Origin of the sequence: Corallococcus sp. AB011P (assembly GCF_003611605.1) — a bacterium.
GTDB classification, from domain to species: domain Bacteria; phylum Myxococcota; class Myxococcia; order Myxococcales; family Myxococcaceae; genus Corallococcus; species Corallococcus coralloides.
The window spans coordinates 1,117,721-1,141,486 of record NZ_RAVX01000001.1; the positions used below are offsets into that span (position 1 = coordinate 1,117,721).

Genomic DNA, 23,766 nt, shown 5'->3' on the forward strand with positions numbered 1-23,766 from the left:
GGGGACGTGCCGTGCCCTGCTCGGGTGTGTCCTGCTCGAACCATGTGGGCGACGTAAGCTCGGTGGCTATCGCCACTCTTGCGTAACCCAAGCAGGTCGCGCTGTTACCGGCCAATGCCTTGATCTCTCATCGGTTCGTTCTGCTGCCCCATCCCGTTTCGTCCCGTTCTCATCCCCGCTGGAGACGTGTGGCGTCCCTGGTGCCTCCGCCTCGGGCAAACCTCACGAGGTTCCACGGCGTCTTCGCTCCAGGCGCCAAACTGCGGCCATTTCTGCTCCCCCAAGCAAATGAGGAGGATGCGGGAGCGGGGAAGGAGGCAGCGGCCAGAACGGAGCGGATGAAGCAGCGGACGCCGCGAGTGGCCTTACGCCGAGTTGCAGAGGAGGACGTTCGACTTCGACGTGTTCGCCTGCGTGAGGTGTGGAGGCAGGCTTAAGGGTGTTGGCGTATGTGAAGGGAGCATGAGGGGTGCGCGCGATTCTGAAGCACCTGGGGTTGCGCACGGCGAGTGCGCACCTGGGCTGCTGGCTCGGTAGAAGCCCACGAGGATGGCGGCCCCGCAGCCCTTGGCGTTCAGCGCCCCGCTGCCAGCCCGGGCCTGACGCAACCGGCGACCGGGCGCGGGCGATAATGCACCGGCCCTGGAGAGAGCAATCTCCAGGGCCGGTGCTGTTTGTGCGCCCCTCCAAGGACACCCACCCCCATGCATGCCCATCTCCCGGAGCGGACCGTCCGCTCCCTCATCGGAGCAATCACGCTCCTGCTGCTAACCCACTGTGTCGCTCCTTCCGACGCCCCCGAGCCCACCTCCGTGCGTCAGGCGCTCGCATGCAGCGGTGGCGGCAGCATCGACCAGCACGCCGCGCAGTGCGACGGCACGGGGAAGCTGCTGTCCTGGGCGCCTCCCACGAACCCGGGAAGCTCCGCCGCGTATGACTATGTGCTGGAGTTGAACCAGAACTACCTGCTCGCGCTCCCCAACCTGTCCAACCTCACGAACCCGTCGGTGGCCAGGCCGGCCTACTACGCGCACTCGTACCTGTGCAGCGGCACGGCGCCCGGGTGTTCTCCCGCGGGTCAGCCGGTGGGCTGGCCGCACAACCCCGCCGGCCTGAACGCGATGCTCATCGAGTCCGGCCTTGCGTACTCGCCCTACAAGAACGACCCGCGCCTGCGCGACGTCGCACTGGCGCTGCTGGACTGGCACCTGGCGCACGGCATGACGGCCGTGGGGGACCACTGGTCGCGGGTGCCCTACGCGAGCGGCGCCAGCGGCACGCTGACATACGCTGGCGCGCAGGCGGGCGGCTCGGTGGGCGTGGGTGACGGCGTGGGCTACCTCCAGCCGGAGAAGGTGGGCGCGCTCGCGTGGGCCGCCGTCCAGGCCTTCAAGTTCAATGGCAACACGGCCTATCGCGACATGGCCATCAACGCGGCCAACCAGCTCACCAGCCACCTGCGCACTCCGAGCGCCACCGTGTCACCGTGGCCGTACCGCGTACGGGCCTCCGACAACGCCGTGCGCACCGGCGCGAACATCGTCGACAACTACGCGTCCAACGTCGTGGAGCCCCTCAAGCTGTTCCAGGAGCTCATCCGGCTGGGACAGGCCGGCGCGCTGAACGGCGCGCCCGGCTACAGCGGCACGCAGCTGGCCCAATGGCAGAGCACCCAGGCCACCGTCCTCGCGTGGCTGCTGGGCGGCAACGGCCCCATCGCGACGCAGAACTGGACCCAGTACTTCGAGGACGTGGGCTCGGACGCCACCAACAACCTGAACCAGCTCGTCCCCGGGGAGACGGCCAAGTTCCTGATGGACAACCCCGGCCTGGATCCGAACTGGCAGGTGCACGTGCAGAACATCATCGCCTTCATCGAGACGAACTTCGGAGACACGCTGGAGTTCGGCGCGCGTCCCATCAAGGAGCAGTACGCGTTCCACTACAAGATGGGCAGCCACACCGCGCGCTACGCCGCCGTGAACGCGCGCTACGCGGAGCTCACCGGGGACGCGACGGCGAAGGACAAGGCCTTCCGCGCGTTCAACTGGGCCACGTACATGGTGCGCGACAGCGGACTCACCATCGACGGGCCGTATCCCAACAACGTCTGGTTCACGGACGGCTGGGGTGACTTCATCCGGCACTTCGTCATCGGCATGGGCGCGCAGCCGGACTGGGCGCCCGCCGGACAGAACCACCTGCTGCGCTCCACCTCCGTCGTGAAGAGCATCACCTACGGTCCCGGCAACGAGGTCCGCTACAACACCTACGATGCCAGCGCGACGGAGGTGCTGCGCCTCGCCTTCGTCCCCTCGGCGGTGTCGGCGGGCGGCACCGCCCTGTCGCAGCGTACGGACCTGGCCGCGGACGGGTGGACCTTCGACCCCGGCAACAATGCGCTCCGCATCCGCCACTCGACCAGCGGGGTCATCGTCATCTCCGGGGCGCCTCCCACCGCCCCCGCCGTCGCCATCACCGCGCCCTCGGCCGGGCAGAACTTCACCGCGCCCGCGACGCTCAGCCTGGGCGCCACGGCCACGCCCATCTCCGGCCGTACGCTGGCCAGCGTCACGTTCCGCGCGGGCGCCACCGTGCTCTGCGCAGTGAACGCCCCCGTCTCCAACCCGGTCACCTGCACGGCCACGAGCAGCCTGGGCAATGGCAGCCACACCGTGAGCGCGGAGGCGGTGGACAGCCTGGGTGAGAGCGGCTCCGCGTCGGTGGCCATCACGGTCGCCGGCCCGCCCACCGTCAGCATCCTGAGTCCCGCGTCCGGCGCCACGCTGCCCACGGGCAGCACGACGCTCAGCGCTTCGGCCAGCGCGGGCGCCGGGCGGACCCTCACGCGCGTGGAGTTCTTCCAGGGCACCACGTCGCTCTGCTTCACGACGACCGGCACGGCCTGCACGTGGAACGCGACGGCCGGCACGTTCACGAATGTCATTGCCCGCGCGACGGACAATGGCAGCCCGGCGCTCGTCACTGACTCCGCGCCGGTGAGCTTCACGGTGAGCCCCTCCGTGGGCGGCGTGCGGCTCGTGGGCGTGGACACCGTGGGGACGCAGAACGACTTCGACAACGGCGGCTCGGTGAACGCCTTCCAGTACACCGCCGTCGCGACCGGGACGCTGGGGACGCTCAAGGTCTTCGCGGCGCCGGGCAATGCCAATGCGTCGCTGTCCATCGGCGTCTACAGCGATGCCTCGGGCGCTCCGGGGACGCTGCTCTCTTCCTGCACCACCCCGGTGGTGGAGCCGCTGCCGCTGGTGACGGGGCAGTGGTACGGCTGCACCGCCGCGCCGCAGGTGACGCTGACGTCGGGCACCGTCTACTGGCTGGCGCTGTTGGGCGCGAACGGGGGCGGCGTGTTCCGTTACATGGACCTGCCCACCGGCTCCATGCGCTATTCGCCGACGGGCCTCTCCTCGCTGCCGGGCCCCACGTTCGGCACCTCCACGGTGTACGCGGGCGCGTCCAACGCTTCGATGTATGGCCTCTCCGCGGGCGGTACCACCGCGCCGACGGTGTCCATCACCCAGCCGGCCGCCAACGCCAACTTCACCGCGCCTGCCAACCTGAACCTCCAGGCCACGGCCACGGCGGGCCCGGGCCGCACGCTCACGAAGGTGGAGTTCTTCGACAACGGCACCACGCTGCTCTGCACGGTGAATGCGCCCACCTCAACGTCCGTGAGCTGCGGCGTCAGCTCGCTCCAGGACGGCGCGCACAGCGTGACGGCGAGGGCCACCGACGACTCGCTCCAGGCCACCACCTCCGCCGCGGTGCCCCTCACGCTGTCAAACCCGCCCACGGTGAGCCTCACCTCTCCCACTGCCAATGCCACGTACACCGCGCCGGCCTCCGTGCCGCTGGCCGCGACCGCCAGCGCGGGCTTCAGCCGGAGCATCGCGCGGGTGGACTTCTACGCGGACGGCACGTCGCTCGTCTGCTCCAGCACCACCAGCCCCTACGGCTGCACCTGGAGCAATCCCTCCCAGGGAAGCCATACGGTGCGCGCCGTGGCCGTGGACACGGGCAATCCCGCTGCCAGCACGAACTCCGCCACGGTCTCCATCACCGTGAGCAGCGCCACCACCGTGCCCGCGACGCCCACGGGCCTGACGGCGACGGCGGTGTCGCCGGGGCAGATCAACCTGGCGTGGACCGATGCCTCGACCAACGAGAGCGGCTTCCTGGTGGAGCGGGCGCCGGACGTCTCCGGGGCCCCGGGCACCTTCGCCCAGGTCGGAACGCCGGGCGCCAACGTGACGACGTTCAGTGACACGGGCCGGGCCGCGAGCACCCGCTACTGGTACCGGGTTCGCGCGACCAACGCCGCGGGGAACTCGGCCTTCACGGCCAACGCCAGCGCGACGACCCCCGCCGCGCCCACCGCCCTCGTCGGTAACAGCACCGTGCTGACGACGTCCGACTTCGAGAACGCTGGCGTCGCGGCTGCGTTCAACTACGTGGCGAGCGCCAGCGGCAACGTCACGCGGCTGAGCCTCTACGTGGATGCGCAGACGACGGCCACCACGCTCCAGGTCGGCCTGTATGCGAATGGGAACGGGACGCCCGGCGCGCAGCTGCGCACCTGCACTGTCACGCCCGTCACCCCCGGGGCATGGAACGTCTGCACCATCACGTCACAGGCGGTGACGTCGGGCACGACGTACTGGCTGGCGGTCCTCGCGCCCACCGGCGACATCTACTGGCGTCACACCGGCGGCACTGGCTCCTACAAGGTCCAGCCAGGGCTGACGGCGCTGCCCGCCACCTGGTCCGGCACCGGCGGCTACCCGGGTAGCAACATGTCCGCCTACGCCGGCAACTGAGCCAGCCCCCGCCACCCGACGGCCCTTCGCTCGGAACAGGGTGGAGGGCTCCGCCTCCACCCACGCGGACAGCGCGGCGCCTTGGAGCTCGGGCGCCGCCGGACCCGGCGGGGACATCCTCTGGCAGCGGGCTGACTCCTACAGCGTATAGGCGGGAATGTGAGCCCGGTGCGGCAGTCGTGCTCACAGGCGCTGGGCGATGCAGCCTTCGCCCAGCGCCGCTGGACCGCCTTCGTGCACCGGGCGTCATCCATGCCCACCTACGCTGGGTGAATCCATCCATCCGTGACAGAGTGGGAGCCATCCGAATCCTCCTCTCGATCGCGTTCTGGATCTTCTTCGCGCTGTCCAGCGCGATGCTGTTCCTTGGAGCGCTCCTGCTGTGGGCGCTCACCCGCCCGTTTGACGCGAATGGACGCGTGCTTCACCTGTACTCGTGCTTCTGGGCACAGCTGTATTTCTACGTGAACCCGATGTGGCACCTGCGGGTGGAGGGCCGCGAACGCCTGCCCTGGAAGGGCGCGGCGGTGCTGGTGGCCAACCACGAGTCGCTGGGGGACATCCTGGTCCTCTTCGGCCTCTACCGGCCTTTCAAGTGGGTCTCCAAGGCGGAGAACTTCAAGCTGCCGCTCATCGGCTGGAACATGCATCTCAACCGGTATGTGCCGCTCATCCGCGGAGACCGGGCGAGCATCATCCAGATGATGGCCGGGTGTGAGCGTTGGCTGTCGCGTGGCGTCCCCATCCTGATGTTTCCCGAAGGCACCCGCTCCAAGGATGGGGAGGTGAAGGCCTTCAAGGATGGCGCCTTCACGCTGTCCATCCAGCAGCGCTGCCCCATCATCCCCGTGGTCCTCACTGGCACCGCACGGACCATGCCCAAGCACGGGCTGGTCATCCAGCAGGCGGTCCACGCCCGGGTGCGTGTGCTGGAGCCCATCGACCCGGAGGGCTTCGCCGGGGACGTGCACGCCCTGCGCGACCACGTGCGCGATGTCATTGTCCGTGAGAAGGCGCGCATGGAAGCCGAGCGCTGAACGTCACGCAACCGGGCCGAATTCTGTGAAAAGTGTGCCGGGCGGGTGACAGTTCCGGGGGACAGCGGTATTCGACATCCCGATATGGCCTCGCGGGCGACCGCCGTCACTGCGCGATGCATGGGGACCCCTATGTTTCCTGAACCCAGGCTCGGCACCCTCACCGCCGTTGCGCTGACGAGCGTCGCGACCCTGGCCTCCGCGGCCGGAGAGCCCCTCCCAGCGCAGTCCGCCTTCTTCCTGACGCGGAGCGAGAACCGGAACCAGGTCCACTACGCCCTGCGCCTGGACGAGGCTTGCCGCCCGGTGGGGACGCGCCCCGTGCAGGTGTACTGGCGGATGTTGGAGCGCGGGCCCTCGGAGGTGGAGGAACTGCTGGGGGTCGAGCAACCCGTGTATGGGCTGGAGGACCCGCAGCCGGTCGAAGCCACCGCGGATGGCTGGCGGGTCCGGGTGAGCCTGAGGGCCTTTCCCTCGCGCCCCGTCGACATCACCACCGCGCGGGTCGACGGCAAATGCCAGGTCCAGGCGTGGACGAAGCTGGGCAACAGCGTCGCCCGGCTGGAGCACGTCTTCGTGAAGACGTCCTGGCCCTTCTCGGTCGACTTCGTGCGGCTGGATGGTGTGGGCCCGGAAGGGCAGCCCGTCCATGAGCTGATTCGCCAGTGAGGTGGGATTCCCTTCCAGGCCCTTCTTGTCTCCGCCCGAGCTCGCTTCGCGCATAGGCGCGCTGCGGACGTGCCCGTCAGTGCTTCGCCGTCATGGGACGCTGCTTCGCACGCAGGCTCAGCAGAACGCCCGCAAGCAGCGCGGTGCCACCCAGGAGCAGCCGCTGGGTGAGGGGCTCTCCGAGCAGCAGCACCGCGCCCACCGCCGCGATGACCGGGACGCACAGCTGCACCACCGCCGCGCGCGCGCTGCTCAGATGGGGCAGCGCTGCGTACCAGAGGCTGTAGCCCACGCCCGAGGCAAACGCGCCGGACGTGACCGCGAGCAGCAGCCCCTTCGGCGACGGGCGTGGGGCCGCGTCCAGAGCGTGGGCGAGCATCACGAGTGCCAGGGCCAGCGGCACGCTGCGCACGAAGTTGCCGGCCGTTGCCGCGAGAGGGTCCGTGCTTCCACGCCCCCGCAGGCTGTAGATGCCCCACGCCACGCCCGCCGCGGCCATGAGCCCCGCGCCGAGCGCATCCGGCGCGCTCGCTCCAGGAAGTGTGAGCCCCGCGAGCCCCGAGAGTGCCACCGCGAGCCCCGCCCACTCGAGCGCGCGTGGCCGCTCACCGCGCGCGAGCCCTGCCGCGAGCATGGTGAGCTGCACGCAGCCGAAGAGCAGCAGGGCGCCCACGCCCGCCCCGATGCGCACGTACGCGAAGCTGAAGCCGGCCGCATACACGAAGAGCGCAAGCGCCGAGCCCCAGCTCCCATGCCCCGTGGCCCCGCGGCCGCCCCGCCGGAGCCGCAGCAGCAGCGCGAGCATCAGCGCTCCCGACGCAAGCCGCACCAGCGTGAACGAACCCGCGTCGATGCCGCGCCCGGCGCCACCCGAGAGGGCAGCGCGGCACAGCAGCGAGTTCGCGGCGAAGCCCAGGAGGGCAAGCAGGGTGAGGAGGGGAGTGCTCACGCAGCAGGGACATAGCGGGCCGCATGACGCGCGTCACGTCCCCGGGCACCGGCTCCCTAGGTCCCGGGATGCCCTCCAATCGTGCCCTTGCGTCCGACGAGCAGCGGACAGGGGACTGCAAGACGCGGAGGAGCGCGGGTTGAGGCTAGGATGATGTGCCTGCCGCAGTGGGGAGGAATTTGGAAATGTCCGGTTCAGTCGCCGTGCCGCCGCGCATCCTCCTCATTGGGCTCTCTGGAGTGGGGAAGTCCACGCTTGCGCAGGCCCTGTGCTCCCGCTGGGAGCTGCCCCACGTCCACATCGACGGCTTCCGCCGCGAGCACGGTGACGGCACTGTCGCGGGGGAGTACTTCGCCAGGGCCTGGTTCCTCCGCGCCTGCTCGCGCACGCCCCGGGGCATCTTCGAGTTCTCCGGCTCCGGCATCCACCGGGCCGCCGTCCGGCATGCGTTTCAGGAGAGCGCCATCCCGCTTCTCACCGTCTGGCTGGTCATGCCGCATGCTCGCAGGCACGAGCGGCTTGCCGCACGCCAGGAGCCGGGCACTCCGCGGCCGGACTGGAAGCTGCCGGTTTCCTCCAATGTCATCGACGAGGACGGCCGGAGGACGCTTGAGCAGGACCTGGCGCAGGGCTTCTGGGAGGGCCCGCCGGGCTGGCGTGCCGAGCGGCTGGAGGCAGTGGCTTCATTTGAAATCCTGCACCAGCGCTTCATGGAATTGGTGCGGGAGCCCACCTCCCGAGGCTGCCCATGACGGAGCTTCGCAAACTGCCGCCGGAGAGCGTGCTGCTCGTGACGCTGGACTCGCTTCGCTATGACACGGCCGTGCGGGCCACCTGCTCCTCGCTGTCCCGGCTGGGCCCGCCCATCCGGGCCATGGCACCGGCCCACTTCACGTTCGCCTCGCACGCGGCCATGTGGGTGGGCACCACGCCGGGCGTTCCGGGCCTGAAGCAGCCCTTCCTCGACCCGAAGTGGGGACGCCTCTTCCGGTTGGTGAATGGCAAGGTCCGCGCCACGCCCCGGGACGGCTTCCTGTTGCCGGGGCGCAGCATCATCGACGGGTTCGGCCAGCTCGGTTACCGCACGGTGGGCACGGGCGCTGTCGATTGGTTCGACCCCGGCACACCCACCGGGGCCTGGCTCTGCCAGGACTTCCAGCGATTCTTCTACCCTCAAACTCCCTCCGCGCTGGGCAGCCAGCTGGCGTGGCTGTCCAAGGAACTGACCACCGGCGACGCTCCCGCCTTCTGCTTCCTCAATGCCGGCGAGACGCATGTGCCCTACTGGCATGAAGGGGCCTCCTGGAGCCCTGGGGAGAACCCCTGCGTTCCCTATGGCCAGACCAACAGCCGTGCGCTCTGCGAGTCACGACAGCGCTCCTGTCTGGAGTTCATCGACGCCCGGCTCGCGCCGCTGCTTGATGCCTTCAGCGAGGCGACCATCCTCGTCACGGCGGACCATGGGGACTGCTGGGGCGAGGACGGGCTGTGGGAGCACGGAACGTGGCACGCGAAGACGATGGAGGTGCCACTCTGGCTCCAGGTGCGCGGCCAGCGGGTAACGGGCCCGGAGGCTGCGCCATGAGCGCGGATTCGCTTTCTCCCGAGCAGTCCGCCCCGGAAGCCAACGTCGGTGCGTCCACCGCGCAGCCCAATCATTTACACACACCTGCTCAAGCCGCCCTCCCAGGCAGACGGTCTCCAGTCGCACCCCGTACCGGAGCGCCTCCCGCGGTTCAGCGAGCCGTGGCGTACGGCCGTGGCTTGCGCGCTGGACCCGGGGCCGAGGAAGCTGCCGCCCCATGAAAATCAATCCAGCCGTGCTCATCATCACCGGCGGCTTCAGCCTGTTCTTCCTCGTGTCCGGTGTGCGAGCCCTGGTGCGCAAGCGGATGACAGTCGTGAACCCCGCCCATTCCGGGGCGTGGCCGGGCCTGCTTGGCAAAGCCATGCACTCGCAGATGCCGAAGAACCCGTTTGAGCCTCACCCTTCGCTCCACACGGAGGCGACGGGGGGCCGGGCCCTCGGGATGGCAGTGCTCTACATCGTGCTGGGCGTGGCCTTCCTGGGCCTGGGCATCTTCGCCACGCTGGTGGAGAACGACGTGCTCTGAAGCAGCGGGCCCGCCTTCAAACAGGGCCCCATTCCACCCGGCGTCGATTCATGGCGTCGCCCTGGATTGTCACCCGGGATGTTTCCAACTGATGGCAGCGGGGCGTTTTTTCGCGTGTTAGAGGTCCGGGACACCGGGCTGCCGGGCGGCGAGCCTCCGCGCGGAGAGCCGAGGTGAAAGTCATTGCACCAGGAGCCCTCGCTTGACCTCCACGCCCCCTCCCTCCCGGGTCACCGGCACCGAATACGAACGCCTGCTCGCAAGCCTGCGGCGCAAGAGCCCCTGGGCGCTGGAAGGCCGGAACACAGCGGTGGCGCTGGAGGGCGGGGACGTGGCCGCGCGTGTCCCGGACTCCCGGGTCGACCACGGTCCATGGCGCTCGGTGGTGGACGTCATCGCGGAGCAATGCCGGCTGCACGCGGACCGTGTGGCGCTCGCGGACGGGACCACTGAAACAACCTATGCGCGACTGGACGCGCGCACTCGCGCCCTGGCCTGGGACCTGCGGGCCCGCGGTATCGGGCGGGGTGACGTGGTCACGCTCGTGCTGGACCGGGGCCCCGCCTTCGTTGAGCTCGCGCTCGCGGTCTGGAGGGTGGGCGCGGCCTATCTTCCGCTGTCGCCAGCGCATCCGCGAGCCTGGCGGGAGGACATCGTTCGCAGGGTCGGTGCGGCGCTCGTGGTCGGCTTCTCGCCGGACAGCGCGGTGCCAGGAGTCCCCTTCCTGGATGCGGGGGCCGAGGCGGGCTCCGTCGCGTCGCGGGAGGACGACGCGGTGCTCGTTCAGGAGGACCTCGCGTACATCATCTGCACGTCCGGTTCGACGGGTGAGCCCAAGCTGGTGATGAGCGAGCATCGCGGGGTCGCCAACCTCCTGCACGCCCAGCGGGACTTCCTGGGCGCGTTGGGGCCGGACACGCGCGCGCTCCAGTACTTCCACCCGTCGTTCGACGCGTCCCTGTTCGACGTCTTGCTGGCGCTGCCGAATGGCGGGCGGCTGGAGACCCTGGATGCGGCGCAGCTCTCCGGCGAGCCGCTGGCCCAGGTGTTGGTGCGCCGGCGCATCACCCACGCGGTGCTGCCCGCGACGGTCCTGCGCACGCTGCGACCGGGGGGCTTCCCCGACCTCCAGATGCTGATGAGCGTGGGGGACGTGTGCTTGCCGGAGACCGTGCGGCAGTGGGGCTCGCAGCACCGCTTCATCAACGGCTATGGCCCCACGGAGGTGACGGTGGCCAGCACGCTCCAGGCCGTGCGCTCCGTGGATGGCGAGCGCGTGCCCATTGGCCGCCCCATCTCGAACTACCACGTGGTCCTGCTCGATGAGCACCTGCACCCCGTCCCCGACGGAGTCCCGGGGGAGCTGTGCTTCGGAGGCGACGGGGTCGGACGCGGTTACCTGGGCCTGCCGGGCCTCACCGCGGAGCGGTTCATTCCGGATGCGTTCGGCCCGCTGCCGGGAGGACGGCTGTACCGCAGCGGCGACCTGGGCCGGTGGCTGCCGGACGGCACGCTGGAGTTCTTGGGCCGCCGCGATGACCAGGTGAAGATCCGCGGCGCGCGAATCGAGCTGGGGCAGGTGGAGGCGGCCCTGGCCGCGCTGCCGGACGTGCGGGACGCGGTGGCGCTCGTCGACGGCACGGGGGAGCGTCTGCTGGGCTACGTGATGCCGGTCGCCGGCGCGGTGTTGTCGGGCGACGCGGTGCGCGCGGAGCTGCGCCGCCGGCTGCCCGGCTATCTGGTGCCGGACGTGATGGTGGTGGTGGACGCGTGGCCGCTGAACACGAGCGGCAAGGTGGACCGGGCCCGGCTGCCCCGTCCCCAGCGGATGGAGCGGACCGGCTACCAGCCGCCGGAGTCCCCCTCCGAAGAGGCGCTGGCGGCCATCGCGGCGGCGCTGCTCGGGATGGAGCGGGTGGGGCGGCATGACGACCTGTTCGAGCTGGGCGGGCACTCGCTGTTCGCGACCCAGCTCGTCGCCCGGGTGCGCCGCGTCCTGGGCGCGCAGCTGGAGTTGAGCGCGGTGCTCCAGTCGCCCACGGTCGCCCAGCTCGCGGCCGGCTTGAAGCAAGGGCAGGGTGGGGTGGACCTGGGCCCTCGCGGAGGCGAGCCGGGTGCCGCCATCGCTCCGTCGTTTGGCCAGGAGCGCGTGTGGTTGATGCACAAGCTCAACCCGGACGCGCGGGCCTACCACACGCAAGCCGTCTTCCGGCTGGCGGGTGCCCTGGACATCACCGCGCTGCACGCGAGCCTCACGGACATCGTCCGTCGCCACGACGTGATGCGCACCCGCTTCCCCGAGGTGGATGGGGAGCTGCGCTGCGAGCTGGAGCCGCCCTGGGCGGTGGAGGTGCCGCTCCAGGACTTCAGCGGCGTGGGTGAGGACGTGCTGGAGGCCCGGGTGGGCGAGGCGGTTCGCGAGGCGGTCCAGGCGCACTTTGCGCTGGCGGAGGGCCGGCCGTTCCGCTGGCGGCTTCTGAAGGTGGGCGAAGAGGAGCACCTCCTCGTGCACGTCGAGCACCACGTCGTGCATGACGGCTGGTCGTTCAACGTCTTCGTCCGCGAGCTGCTCAACGGCTACGCCGACCATGTGCGCTACGGACAGGTGCGCCGCCCTCCGCTGTCCGTGCAGTACTACGACTACGCGCGCTGGCAGCGGGAGTGGGTGGGCACGGAGGCCGCGAACGCGCAGCGCCGCTTCTGGCGCAAGGCACTGGAGGGCGCGCAGACGCAGCTCCAGCTCCCGCGCCGCGTGTCGTCCGGGCCCCGGCGCTTCCGTGGGGTGGCGCCTCGGATGGAGCTGGACGCGGAGCTCGCGCGCCGGTTGCAGGGCCTGGCGGACCGCAACCACACGTCCCTCTTCACCACACTGCTCGCGGCGTTCTTCGTTCTCTTGCACCGCTATACCGGCTCGCGGGACCTCCTCGTCGGAACCGCGGTCGCGAACCGGCGCTGGCTGGACACGGAGAGCCTCCTGGGCATGCTCGTCAACACGGTGGTGCTGCGCGGCCAGCTGCACGAGGACCCCACCTTCACGGAGTTCCTGGCGCGGGTGCGGCGCAACACGCTGGAGGTCTTCGACAACCAAGAGCTGCCGTACGAGCACATCTTCGCGGAGTCACCCGCGCGGCTTCAGGGCGGGCTCAATCCGTTGATCCAGACGATGTTCAACTTCCATGACTCGTCGGTGGGCTCGCTGGAAGCGTCCCCGCTCGACGTCACCATCGTCGAGGGCCTGAGCAATGGCTCCGCCAAGTTCGAGCTGTCCGTCGTCGCGGTGCCCCTCTACGCCGAACCGGGACACATCAGCCGGTTCGCCGGGGACCTGGTGACCATTCCCCGCTCCGACAGCACCGTGCGCTCCAGTCCCCGAGCCTCCCTGAGCGGCATCCTGCTCTCGTGGGAGTTCGACTCCGACCTCTTCGAGGACTTCTTCATCACCGGCATGCTGTCCGCGTACCAGCAGCTGCTGCGCTCCATCACCGCCGCGCCGGACACCCGCGTGTCCAGGCTGGCCTTGATGAACGAAGCGCAACAGCGCGCGCTCGTCAGCGTGGGCGCCAGGAAGCAGGCTCCCACGTATCAGGTGCATGAGCTGCTGGCCCACTGGACCCGGCTCGCGCCCGACGCTCCGGCGGTAAAGGCAGGGGCTTCCGTGCTGACGTACGGAGCACTGACGCGCCGGGCGGAGACCCTGGCGCACCACCTGCGAGGCCTGGGCGTCGGCCGGGGGGCGCTGGTGGCGGTGTGCCTCCACCGCTCGGCGGAGCTGGTCGTGGCCCAGCTGGGAAGCCTCATGGCGGGGGCGGCCTTCCTCTCGCTGGATCCGAAGGCGCCACCGGCGTACCTGGAGTCGCTCGTCCAGGACGCCGGGGCCCACGCCCTGGTCACCACGGCGGCGCTGACGGACCGGCTCACCTGCCTGCCCACCGTCGTGCTGGATGATCTTCCCCCGAAGTCCGGTCCGCCGTTGCCCTCGGGGAGTCCGTCGGACCTGGCCTACGTCCTCTACACCTCCGGCTCCACCGGCAAGCCCAAGGGCGTTCAAATCGAACACCGCTCGGTCGTGTCGCTCATGCACCGGACGGCCCTGGCCGAGGACCTGGGACCGGGCAAGACGATGCTGGCGATGGCGTCGGTCTCCTTCGATGTCTCGGTGCTGGAGGTCTGGGGGGCGCTGTTGAACGGCGCCGCGGTCCACTTCCTGCCGCCGGTCTGGGACGTGCCGTCGCTGGCCCGGTGCCTCATCGAGGAGCGCATCACGCATGCGGTGATTCCCCCCGTGGTGCTGCCCCGGTTGGCGGCGGAGGCCCCGGAGTCCTTCGCCGCCCTCGACCGGGTGATGGTGGGCGGGGAGGCCTTTCCCCCGGAGGCGTTCCGCACGCTTCAGCGAGCAGGCTTCACGAAGCTGACGAACGCCTACGGCCCCACGGAGGCCACCGTGATGGCCAGCGCCTACAAGCTCGACGAAGGGCATGATCCCGAGGCCACGAACGTGCCCATCGGCCGGGCGCTGTTCAATGCCCACGTCGTCGTGCTCGACGCGTCCGGGCAGGTAGCGCCGCCGGGCGCCGTGGGGGAGATCTGCATCGGAGGGGACGGTGTGGCGCGGGGATACCGGGGCAGGCCGGAGCTCACCGCGGAGCGGTTCGTGCCGGATCCGCTCGCGGCGCATCCTGGCGGGCGGCTCTACCGCAGCGGAGACCTGGGCCGGTGGCTTCCGGGGGGCATCATCGAGTTCCTGGGCCGCCGCGATGAGCAGGTGAAGGTCCGGGGCTTCCGGGTGGAGTTGGCGGAGGTGCGCGCCGCCCTGTCCGGACATCCCGGCGTGGCGGACACCCTCGCGGTCATCGACTCGCGCGCGGAGGAGCCCCGCCTCGTGGGCTATGTGGTGACAGAGCCGGGAGTCGCGGTGGCCGCGCAGGCCGTGCGCGAGGACCTGGCGCGCAGGCTGCCGGGACACCTGGTGCCCTCGGAGGTCGTGGTCCTGGAGGCGTGGCCGTTGACCCCGCATGGAAAGGTGGACCGCTCCCGGCTGCCCACCACGACCCAACGGAGTCCGGAAGCGCCCTTCACGGCGCCCAGGACCGAAACCGAGGTCCGCATCGCGGCGGTGGTCGCGGAGCTGCTGGGCATAACCCGGGTGGATGTCCACGAGAGCCTGCTCGCGCTGGGCATGCATTCCTTGCAGGCGATGCGGCTGGCCTCGCGGCTGGGCCGGATGATGGGGCGAGAGGTCGGGCTCGCGACCATCCTCATGGGACCCACCGTCGCGCAGCTGGCCGACGCGCTCACCGTGGCGCCGGTCGCCCCCACCACCCTCAAGCGATTGCCGCGCGCATGACGACCGCGTTCCCGATGTCCTTCGCCCAGCAGCGGCTGTGCTTCCTGCACCGGATGGATCCCACCGGCGCGGCCCACGCCACGGTCCGCTGCCACCGTGTGGCGGGGCCGCTGGACCTGCGAGCCCTGCGGGAGGCCCTGGACGTGCTGGTGGCCCGGCACGAACCGCTGCGGACCGTCTTCCCACTGGGGACGCAGCAGCACCTCTCGCCGGAGGGGCAGGCACATGTCCACGTCGTGGACGTGGCGACCGAAGCCGAGGCCCTGCGCCACGCGCAAGCAGAGGCGGCCCGTCCGTTCGACCTGGAGCACGGACCGCTGCTGCGGCTCACCGTGCTCCGGCTGGAGCCCCGGACGCACTTCCTTGTCGTCGCGCTGCACCTGCTCGTGGCGGACGGCGCTTCGCTTCAGGTCTTCTCCGAGGACCTGGCCCTCGCCTACCGCGCGGCGGTCCTGGGCGAACCCACGGGCCTGTCCGAGCTGCCCGTGCAGTACGTGGACTGGTCCGCGTGGCAGCGCGAACAGCTCACCGCTTCACGGCGTGAGTCCCTGTCTCGCTGGTGGCGTGAGCGGCTGTCCGGCGTCCCCCTCTTCCTGGACCTGGTCGCCCCGCGTCCCGCGCGGGGCCAGGGACGCCGTGCGCATCGCGTGCTGCCCGCCGACATTGCCCGGTCCGTGCACGCCCTGGCGAGCGCTGAACGACAGACGGTGTTCACGGTGCTGGCCGCCGCGTGTGGCCTCGTGCTCGGTCGGTTTGCGAGACGTGAGCGGGTGTTGCTGGGGCTGGCCGTGGCCAACCGGGACCTGCCCGAGGTCGAGCGCGTGCTCGGGTTCTTCGTCAACACCGTCGTGCTGGAAGTGGACCTGCGCGGCGACCCCGACTTCCGCCAACTGCTCACGAGGGTGGCCGCTTCCACGGCGGAAGCGTACGCACACAAGGACCTGCCCTTCGAGCAGCTCGTGGAGGACCTGTCGCCTCCCAGGGACCCCACGCGGTCACCCGTGGTCCAGGTGAACTTCGCCTACCATCCGCCCCACACGGCGGGAGCGCTGGCCCTGCACGGCTGCGAGGTGACGGAGCTGCTGTTGGACCTCCCCTCCGCGAAGTTCGAGCTCACCCTGCGGGTCGAGGAGCGCTCCGACGGCCTGTGCACGGTGTGGGCCGAATTCGATGAGAGTCTCTTCGACCTCGCGTTCATCGAAGGTCTGCTGGCGGCCTACGAAGAGGTCCTGCGGACCGTGAGCCCCGACGCCCGCGTGACGAGCCTGCGTCCGCCCCAGACCGCGACGGAGGCACATCTCGCCCGCATCTTCGCGGACGTGCTGAAGGTCGCTTCGGTCGACCCGTACGACGACTTCTTCATGCTCGGCGGCCATTCTCTTCAGCTGATTGAAATCGCGGCCCGGGTCCGGGCAGAGCTGGACCGGGACCTTGGAGTGCGTGAGCTGTATCAGCATCCCACCGTGGCGGGCGCCGCCGCCCTGCTGACACGAACAGGAGCCTTCCGATGAGCAATTCCTATCCGTTTCCCAAGGACTGGCAGCATCCGTTGGAGCCTCCCGCCGACTACAAGCAGTTGAGGCAGGAGGTCCCGGTGTGTCCGGTCCGGCTGTTCAACGGCAACACGGCATGGTTGGTCAGTCGCTATCAGGACGTGCTCGCGGTCCTGAGCGATACCCGGATGGTCCTGGACTCCACGCTGCCAGGGTTCCCGCACATCTCCGCCTCCTCGGTGGCCCGGCAGGAGCGGACCCTGCCTTTCTTCTTTCGCCCGGACGCGGAGTACCGGGTGCAGCGGGCCATGCTCGTGCAGGAGTTCCTGCCCCGGCGGATGGAGGCTCTGCGGCCGCGAATCCAGCGCACCGTGGATGAGGCGCTCGACACGATGCTGGCGGGCCCGCATCCGGTGGACCTGATGGCCGCGTTCGCGCTGCCCGTCGCCATTCGCATCATCTGCGACCTGCTCGGGGTGCCCCATGACGGCGCGGAGCGCCTGCACGTCCTCAGCCGGACCATCGGCTCCCGGGCCTCGTCGCGCGAGGAGGCGACGGCGGCGCTGGCCGGACTGGACGAGGTCTTCCTGGCGCTGGTGGAGGCGAACCTGCGTGAGCCCACGGACACGCTCATTGGTCGCGTCGTGTCCGAGCAGGTGGCGACGGGCAAGCTGAGCGCACCGGATGCCGCCGCCATGTTCCATGCGCTGTTCTACGCGGGCCACGGGCCGCCCGCGTACATGTTTGGCCTGGGCACGCTGGCGCTGCTGCTCGACCCGGGGCAGCTGGAGAAGTTCCGTGCGATGGAGGACCCCGCGGCCATCACCGCGGCCGTCCAGGAGCTCCTGCGCTTCGTCAATGTCTCGCACCTGGGCCGGCAACGCGTCGCCACGGTGGACGTCACCATTGGCGGCCAGCTCATCCGCGCCGGTGAAGGCATCCTCGCCCAGCCGGATTCCGCCAACCGCGACGAGACGGTCTTCGAGGATCCGGACCGGCTGGACCTCCAACGCGAGGTGCACCGTCACTTCGCCTTCGGCCATGGCATCCACCTGTGCACGGGGCGGGCGCTGTCGCTCATCGAGTTCGAGGTGGTCTTCAAGACGCTCTTCCAACGCATCCCCACGCTGCGGCTGGCCGTGCCACCGGAGGAGGTCCGCTTCAAGAAGGATGAGAACCTGCTCGGCGTGCACGAACTGCCCGTCACCTGGTAGTCCGGCGCATCAGAAGGAGAGGGGAAGGCCTGGGGTGGCCCTCGCGCCGGGGCCCGCCTCCCAGGCTGCATGGGCAGTCCCAGGTGCTCCAGGCTGGCACGCACCCCACCGCCAGCCTTCAGAGCGGCGGTCGTCAGCACGTGCAGCGAGGTCGGCGGCGCTGACTGTGTCGGCACCTTCCTTCCCGCCGCCGTGGGCATCCCGCTCCTCATCTGGGGCATGAACACCTGGACCAACTCCACCGATGCGGCGCATGGCGGCTCCTCGGTCTCCCACGCCGGTGTCGTGCCGTCCCCGCCTCCCGCCACGGCGTTCGACTTCCGCGGGAGCGCGCCGGGCTCCGCCCGACTCCACTGATGCCAGGTGGAGGGGGCGGGCTGGACCTGGGCCGGCGTGTGCCCCACGGGAGCATCAGGGGGCTCGTGGACAGCACATCCTGCCGTAGGTCGTGCGGCTCACCGCACGGTGCCGCGCGTGCGCTTGAGGGCGCGGGACGTGGCATCGAGGAACTCGTTGCTCGCCTCGGAGAGGTCCACCGCGCGGGCGTCCACCCATCCCTGCAAGGAGTTGTAGCCCATGACCGCGGGGATGGCGACGAGCAGGCCGAAGGCCGTGGTGACGAGCGCCTCGGAGATGCCCGTCGAGATGGTACCGATGCCGCCCGAATTCGCGGCGCCCATCTCCTGGAACGCGGTGACGATGCCGATGGTGGTGCCGAGCAGGCCCACGAAGGGGGCGGTGGAGCCCACGGTGGCGAGGTGGCCCAGGCCGCGCTTGAGGCTCTGGACCTCGCGCTGCGCCTGTCGCTCCAGGCTTCGCGCCACGGACTCCATGGCCTCCTCACGACTGTCGGTGGCGGAGATGCGGTAGGCCGTCAGCCCCGCGCGGATGGTCCTCCCCAGGTAGCCCACATCCTTCTCCGTCTTCGTCTCGGCGGCGGCGTCAAAGTCGCCACTGGCGAGCATGGCGCCCAGCTGCGCGGCGTACCTGCGCGAGTGGCGGCGGGAAGCGCGGAAGACGATCGTGCGCTCGGCGAGGATGAGGAGGGACACCATCGACATCACGCCCATGGCGATGACAATGAGCTGTGCGACCGGACCCATGTGGGTCCACAGACCCGCGAGTGTGAAGTTCATGGCGGGAACGAGACGCGCCTCCGTGCGCGTGGGCCACGGCGTGGCCCCATGAGGGAACGGCGGGTAACGGCAACGGTGTCCAAGGTACGCAGGCGCATGGACGCGAGGGTGGGCCCGCGTCCATGCGTTGGTCATCGTTCTGTCATTGCGTCCGCAGCCCGCGTGTTCCCCGCCAGCACAGCGGCATGCCGTCGCGCAACGCAGCGGGGGTCGGCTTCGCGTGCATCAACCTGCTTCAGGTAAGTCCGTTAAGGCGATGTCCGCGGGACGCAGGCCGGTTCCCAGCCGAGGTGCGCGTCGTCGGCTGGCTACATCCCATTTGAGGCAACCTGGCCCCGGCGCTCACCATGAGGCGCGCGTTGACGGGGCGCCAGGAGACGATGGTGGGAGTCGCGCGGAGAGGGTATTGCGAAGGACGGGAGCGGTGGCACGGGGCACGGCAGCATCGACCCCGGCGTGAGACGCGGGCTAGAGTCGGCTCGTCACTCGGCTCGCGGAGACCGGCTCTCATGGTGACCCTGCGCAACGTTACAGATGAAGACCTCTCGATCTTCTTCGAGCACCAACGGGACGCAGTCGCGCTGCGCATGGCCGCATTCCCGTCGCGGGAACGCGATGCCTTCCTGACCCACTGGCGCACGAAGGTTCTCCGCCCCGAGAACGTGACCCGCACCATCGTCGTTGGCGGCCTGGTCGCTGGGTACATCGGCAGTTGGGAACAGGACGGCAAGCGCCTCGTCGCCTATTGGATGGGTCGCGAGCACTGGGGCAAGGGCATCGCGACACGGGCGCTCTCGGAGTTCCTCGTGCTTGAGCCGATTCGTCCGCTCCATGCGTGGGTCGCTGTCCACAACGTCGGGTCGATCCGCGTCCTCGAGAAGTGTGGCTTCCGCACGGTGGCCCAGGAGAACCCGCAGCACGCGGACGGAGTTGCTGAGGTACTCATGACGCTTGGTCCGAAATAGTATGAGCCGGGTACCCGCACGTCTCCCGCTACGTGCGCGACTTCTACTGCTTCGACATGGGGCTGCGCCGCGCCGAGGGGCTGCTCATCTTCCAGGCGTACCATGACGACTTCGACCTCGCGTCCTGGCTGCTGGCCGAGTCCCCCGACGTCTCCGCCTGCACCTTCGACTTCGACGAGCACCTGACCTGGGTGCTCCGAGAGTGCCTGAACGAAGGCAAGTGGGGGGGATAGCCTGGACGGACGATGGCCGCATCGCCCCCCACCATGGGCAAGCGGAGGGTCGTCATCGGCGGCAAGGCGGTCCCCATGCCTTCGGGCCACACCCTGTGGGTCTAGCCAATGAGCACGGCGGGGCACCCTGGCTCGACGCACGCCCACGCTGGCGGTCCGGGTGGGGGTTTCGGACGTTTCGCGGCCCCGCGGGGCATCAACCACTTTGAGCCAGAAGGCGTTATTCACTGGGAGGGCCGCGCCAGCGTTGCCTTCCCGGCTTCCGGCCGAAGCTGGAGGTGCTACCCCCGGGGGAACCCATGTCGCTGAAGCTCCTGTCGTGGACGGCCGCGTCCGCCTGCGTGCTGTTCCTGCTGTCGGCGTGCCAGAGCACGGGCAATCCCATACCGCCACCCGGTGACACACCCTGCCGAGGCACCGCGTTCGTACAGACACCCGTGCGCGAGAAGTTCCTCACGGTCGCGAAGCCGGTCGCCGGTGAATACGTCGTCGTGCTCAAGGAGCCCCGGGAAGGGGATGCCGCGCCGGCGCCGGTGGTGGTCGCGCAGCGCCTGACCGAGCGCTTCGGCGGCAAGGCCTTCCACGTGTACACGCACGCGCTGCGGGGCTTCGCCGCGCGCATGAGCGACCAGCAGGCCCGTGCCATGTCCGCCGCGTCCGAGGTGGAGTACGTGCAACAGAATGGCGTGGTGACGCTTGACGAGAGCCAGTCCGGTGCGACGTGGGGGATTGACCGCGTCGACCAGCGCGACCTGCCGCTCGATCAGCTCTACCTGTACCAGACGCAGGGCCGGGGCGTGCACGTGTACGTCCTCGACACGGGCCTGCGCCCCACGCACCAGGAGTTCGCCGGGCGGGCGGACATCGCCTTCGATGCCGTCGGCGACGGTCGCAACGGCGCGGACTGCAACGGCCATGGCACCCACGTGTCCGCCACGGTGGGCGGCAACGTGTATGGCATTGCCAAGAGCGCGTCGCTGCACGCCGTGCGCGTGCTGGACTGCGAGGGCTCCGGGACGACGGCGGGCGTGGTGGCGGGCGTGGACTGGGTGACCGAGCACCACCAGTCCCCGGCGGTGGCCAACATGAGCCTGGGCGGCGGGGAGGACGCGGCGCTCGACGATGCCGTGCGCCGCTCCATCGCGTTGGGCGTGACGTACGTGCTGGCGGCGGGCAACGCGAACCAGGACGCGTGCAAGCGCTCTCCCGCGCGCACCGCCGAGGCCATTACCGTGGGGGCCACCAACAGCGTGGACCGGCGGGCGTCCTTCTCCAACCATGGCGACTGCGTGGACGTCTTCGCGCCCGGCGAGGGCATCCTCTCGGCCTGGGCCAGTGATGACACGGCGACCCGAACGCTGAGCGGCACGTCCATGGCCACCCCGCATGTCACCGGCATCGTCGCGCTCTTCCTGGAGGCCCATCCCGCCTCCGCGCCGCAGGAGGTCAGCACCGCCATGACGGGCAACGCCACGCCGGACAAGGTGACCGACCCCGGGCGCTGCTCACCGAACCGGATGGCCTACTCGGGCTTCATCGCACCCTCGCGGGCCCCCACCGTCCGGAACGGCGGGGAGTAGGCACGTCCTCAAGTCCGCGCTCACGCGCAGGCGCCCGTGGGCGCGGACTCGACTCCAGGAATGATCCACGGGGCGGGGGGCGGGGCGGGGGCCCCCTGCGTGGGTGGGTTGCCGGTGCGGCCGTCGCGGGGGTCGCTACTTTGAGGGCGGGAGGTCGCGCTCCTGCCCCGCGACACGCCTGCTCATGGACCTCTACAGCGCCGCCAGGCGGATGGCCCGCCCCTTCCGGTTCACCAACCCGGCGTCCTACCGGGAGGTCCCCCTGGCGGGCCGCGGGGTGATTGGCGATGGAAGCTCCTGCGCGCTCGTCCGGCCTGACGGCGTCATCGACTGGCTCTGCTTCCCCCGCTTCGACAGCCCAAGCGTCTTCGCGGGCATCCTCGATGATGAGAAGGGTGGCATCACCGGCATCACCCCCGTCGTGTGGCCCTTCGAGAGCCTGCAGCGCTACGACCCGGACACCAACGTCCTGGAGACGCTGTTCCGCTTCGAGCGCAAGGGGGCCATCCGCATCATCGACTACATGCCGTGGACCAACGACCCGCGCTCCACCGTCCACGAGGTGCACCGGCGCATCGAGTGCCTGGAAGGCCCGGTGGAGCTGAACATCGTCTTCGACCCGCGCTTCGGTTACGGGGCGTCGCGGACGCGAGTGGAGAGGGAGGAGCACGGCCTTGTCGCCCGCGGGTCGGGAGGGGAGCGGCTGGTCGCCGTGCTCAGCGGGGAGGCCGAGTGGCGGCCCTGCAAGGAGGTGCGCGGCCAACCCTGCCGGGGAGACACGGGCCTCCAGACGCGCATCCGGATGGGGCCGGGCGAGCGGCGCTGGATGATCCTGTCGTGGGATTCCGACCGGCCGGAGCCGCTGGCCACGTACCGGCCCTTCGACCACCTGCGGGATACGCGCCAGGCCTGGCGCGAGTGGGCGCAACAGCTCCACTACGAAGGGCCGTGGCGGCACCACGTGCTGCGCTCCGCGCTGGCGCTGAAGCTGCTGATGTACGGCCCCACGGGCGCGATGGTGGCCGCGCCCACCACCTCGCTCCCCGAGTGGATTGGAGGGCCTCGCAACTGGGACTACCGCTTCAGCTGGGTCCGCGACTCCGCGATGGCGGTGCGCGCCACCAACCTCCTCGGCTTCCAGCATGAGTCGCGCGAATTCTTCTACTTCGTGCGCGACACGTTGCAGCGCGGTGACTCGCTTCAGGTGATGTACACTCTGGACGGTGCCTCCGTGCCGCCGGAGCGGGAGCTGGACCACCTGACCGGCTTCCAGGGCTCGCGGCCGGTGCGGCTGGGGAACGATGCGAGGGACCAATTCCAGTTCGACACCGCGGGCGCGCTGCTCGACGCGGCGTACCTCTACGAGCGCTCCGGCGGGCGGCTGCCGCTGCGCACCTGGAGGCTGCTCCGTTCGGTCATCCAGACCACCGCCCGCCGCTGGAGCGAGCCCGACCACGGCATCTGGGAGCCGCGCCGGGAGATGCGGCACAACGTCCACTCGAAGCTCATGGGGTGGCTGGCCCTGCGCCGGGGGCAGCACCTGGCACGGCTCTTCGGGGAGACGGCGCTGGAGCAGTCCAGTGCCGCCCTGGCGGACGTCATCCGGGCGGACATCCTGCGCAACGGCGTGGATCCGGCGCGCAAGCACTTCGTCGGAGTCTACGGAGGGCGCGAGCCGGACGCCGCGCTGCTGCAGCTGCCCATCGTGGGCTGCTTCCGGGGGACGGATCCGTTCATCCTGAGGACGCTCGACTGGCTGCGCGCGGAGCTGGGCGCGGGCCCGTTCCTGCGCCGGTACCGGATGGATGACGGGGTCGCGGGGCCGGAGGGAGGCTTCATCCTCTGCGGCTTCTGGCTGGCGGAGGCGCTGGCGCTGGCCAATCGCATCCAAGAGGCCGAGGATGTCTTCGTCGCGCACGCGGAGGCGTCGAACCACCTGGGGCTGCTGGCGGAGGAGATCCACCCGCTGACGCGCGAGCAGTTGGGAAACTTCCCACAGGCCTTCAGCCACCTCGGCCTCATCAGCGCCGCCGCGCGCATCGACCGCGCGCTCAGGCTCCGAGACGAAGGGCAGTCGGAGCCCCCGCACCTCCTGGAGCCCGAGCCGCCATCCATCGAGTGACCCTGTTCTTCCTCGACACAGAAGCCAAAGCCAACCCATGCCGCCTCTGACAGGGCATTCCCGGCCAGAGGC

The 23,766-nt window shown here is 70.1% G+C and carries 15 protein-coding genes; 13 read left to right on the forward strand and 2 right to left on the reverse strand.

Annotated features, from left to right (window positions below; translation table 11 throughout):
• Positions 1 to 704 precede the first annotated feature (704 nt).
• From D7X30_RS04780 to D7X30_RS04790, 3 genes are all read left to right on the forward strand, one after another.
• Entirely contained in the window at positions 705 to 4,838 is a 4,134-nt protein-coding gene (locus tag D7X30_RS04780) for an Ig-like domain-containing protein (RefSeq protein ID WP_120561593.1), read from the forward strand.
• Positions 4,839 to 5,194: 356 nt separating this feature from the next.
• On the forward strand, positions 5,195 to 5,875 hold the full coding sequence (locus tag D7X30_RS04785) for a 1-acyl-sn-glycerol-3-phosphate acyltransferase (RefSeq protein ID WP_120561758.1): 681 nt from the start codon (positions 5,195 to 5,197) through the stop codon (positions 5,873 to 5,875).
• Between the two features lie 132 nt (positions 5,876 to 6,007).
• Positions 6,008 to 6,544: a DUF4833 domain-containing protein gene (locus D7X30_RS04790; protein ID WP_233591379.1), complete on the forward strand. Its 537-nt coding sequence runs from the start codon at positions 6,008 to 6,010 to the stop codon at positions 6,542 to 6,544.
• Between the two features lie 76 nt (positions 6,545 to 6,620).
• Here the strand turns inward: D7X30_RS04790 and D7X30_RS04795 are convergent, their stop codons facing one another.
• Positions 6,621 to 7,493, reverse strand: coding sequence for a DMT family transporter (locus D7X30_RS04795; protein ID WP_120561594.1), 873 nt, complete (start codon positions 7,491 to 7,493; stop codon positions 6,621 to 6,623).
• A gap of 185 nt (positions 7,494 to 7,678) precedes the next feature.
• Here D7X30_RS04795 and D7X30_RS04800 point away from each other — a divergent pair, with 185 nt between their 5' ends.
• The 6 genes from D7X30_RS04800 (at position 7,679) to D7X30_RS04825 (ending at position 17,658) form a co-directional block, all read left to right on the forward strand.
• Entirely contained in the window at positions 7,679 to 8,245 is a 567-nt protein-coding gene (locus D7X30_RS04800; protein ID WP_120561595.1) for a hypothetical protein, read from the forward strand.
• Positions 8,242 to 9,078 (forward strand): hypothetical protein, encoded by an 837-nt coding sequence (locus D7X30_RS04805; protein ID WP_120561596.1) that lies wholly within the window; start codon positions 8,242 to 8,244, stop codon positions 9,076 to 9,078. Before D7X30_RS04800 ends, D7X30_RS04805 begins: the two co-directional genes overlap by 4 nt.
• Before the next feature lie 217 nt (positions 9,079 to 9,295).
• A complete protein-coding gene (locus D7X30_RS04810; protein WP_120561597.1) occupies positions 9,296 to 9,607 on the forward strand; it encodes a hypothetical protein in 312 nt (103 codons plus the stop codon).
• A 202-nt stretch (positions 9,608 to 9,809) separates the two neighbouring features.
• Positions 9,810 to 14,951, forward strand: coding sequence for a non-ribosomal peptide synthetase (locus D7X30_RS04815; RefSeq protein WP_120561598.1), 5,142 nt, complete (start codon positions 9,810 to 9,812; stop codon positions 14,949 to 14,951).
• Positions 14,948 to 16,462 carry a condensation domain-containing protein gene (locus D7X30_RS04820; protein WP_120561599.1) on the forward strand — a complete coding sequence of 505 codons (1,515 nt, stop codon included), beginning with the start codon at positions 14,948 to 14,950 and terminating at the stop codon, positions 16,460 to 16,462. The genes D7X30_RS04815 and D7X30_RS04820 overlap by 4 nt, the downstream gene beginning before the upstream one ends.
• Positions 16,459 to 17,658 carry a cytochrome P450 gene (locus tag D7X30_RS04825; RefSeq protein WP_120561600.1) on the forward strand — a complete coding sequence of 400 codons (1,200 nt, stop codon included), beginning with the start codon at positions 16,459 to 16,461 and terminating at the stop codon, positions 17,656 to 17,658. The genes D7X30_RS04820 and D7X30_RS04825 overlap by 4 nt, the downstream gene beginning before the upstream one ends.
• A gap of 455 nt (positions 17,659 to 18,113) precedes the next feature.
• Here the strand turns inward: D7X30_RS04825 and D7X30_RS04835 are convergent, their stop codons facing one another.
• Positions 18,114 to 18,794 carry a MotA/TolQ/ExbB proton channel family protein gene (locus D7X30_RS04835; protein ID WP_120561601.1) on the reverse strand — a complete coding sequence of 227 codons (681 nt, stop codon included), beginning with the start codon at positions 18,792 to 18,794 and terminating at the stop codon, positions 18,114 to 18,116.
• Between the two features lie 512 nt (positions 18,795 to 19,306).
• Here D7X30_RS04835 and D7X30_RS04840 point away from each other — a divergent pair.
• From D7X30_RS04840 to D7X30_RS04855, 4 genes are all read left to right on the forward strand, one after another.
• A complete protein-coding gene (locus D7X30_RS04840) occupies positions 19,307 to 19,759 on the forward strand; it encodes a GNAT family N-acetyltransferase (RefSeq protein WP_120561760.1) in 453 nt (150 codons plus the stop codon).
• 32 nt (positions 19,760 to 19,791) lie between these two features.
• Positions 19,792 to 19,992, forward strand: coding sequence for a hypothetical protein (locus D7X30_RS04845; protein WP_199724164.1), 201 nt, complete (start codon positions 19,792 to 19,794; stop codon positions 19,990 to 19,992).
• Positions 19,993 to 20,291: 299 nt separating this feature from the next.
• Positions 20,292 to 21,572: a S8 family peptidase gene (locus D7X30_RS04850; protein WP_233591380.1), complete on the forward strand. Its 1,281-nt coding sequence runs from the start codon at positions 20,292 to 20,294 to the stop codon at positions 21,570 to 21,572.
• A gap of 184 nt (positions 21,573 to 21,756) precedes the next feature.
• Positions 21,757 to 23,694, forward strand: coding sequence for a glycoside hydrolase family 15 protein (locus D7X30_RS04855; RefSeq protein WP_120561603.1), 1,938 nt, complete (start codon positions 21,757 to 21,759; stop codon positions 23,692 to 23,694).
• Positions 23,695 to 23,766 lie beyond the last annotated feature (72 nt).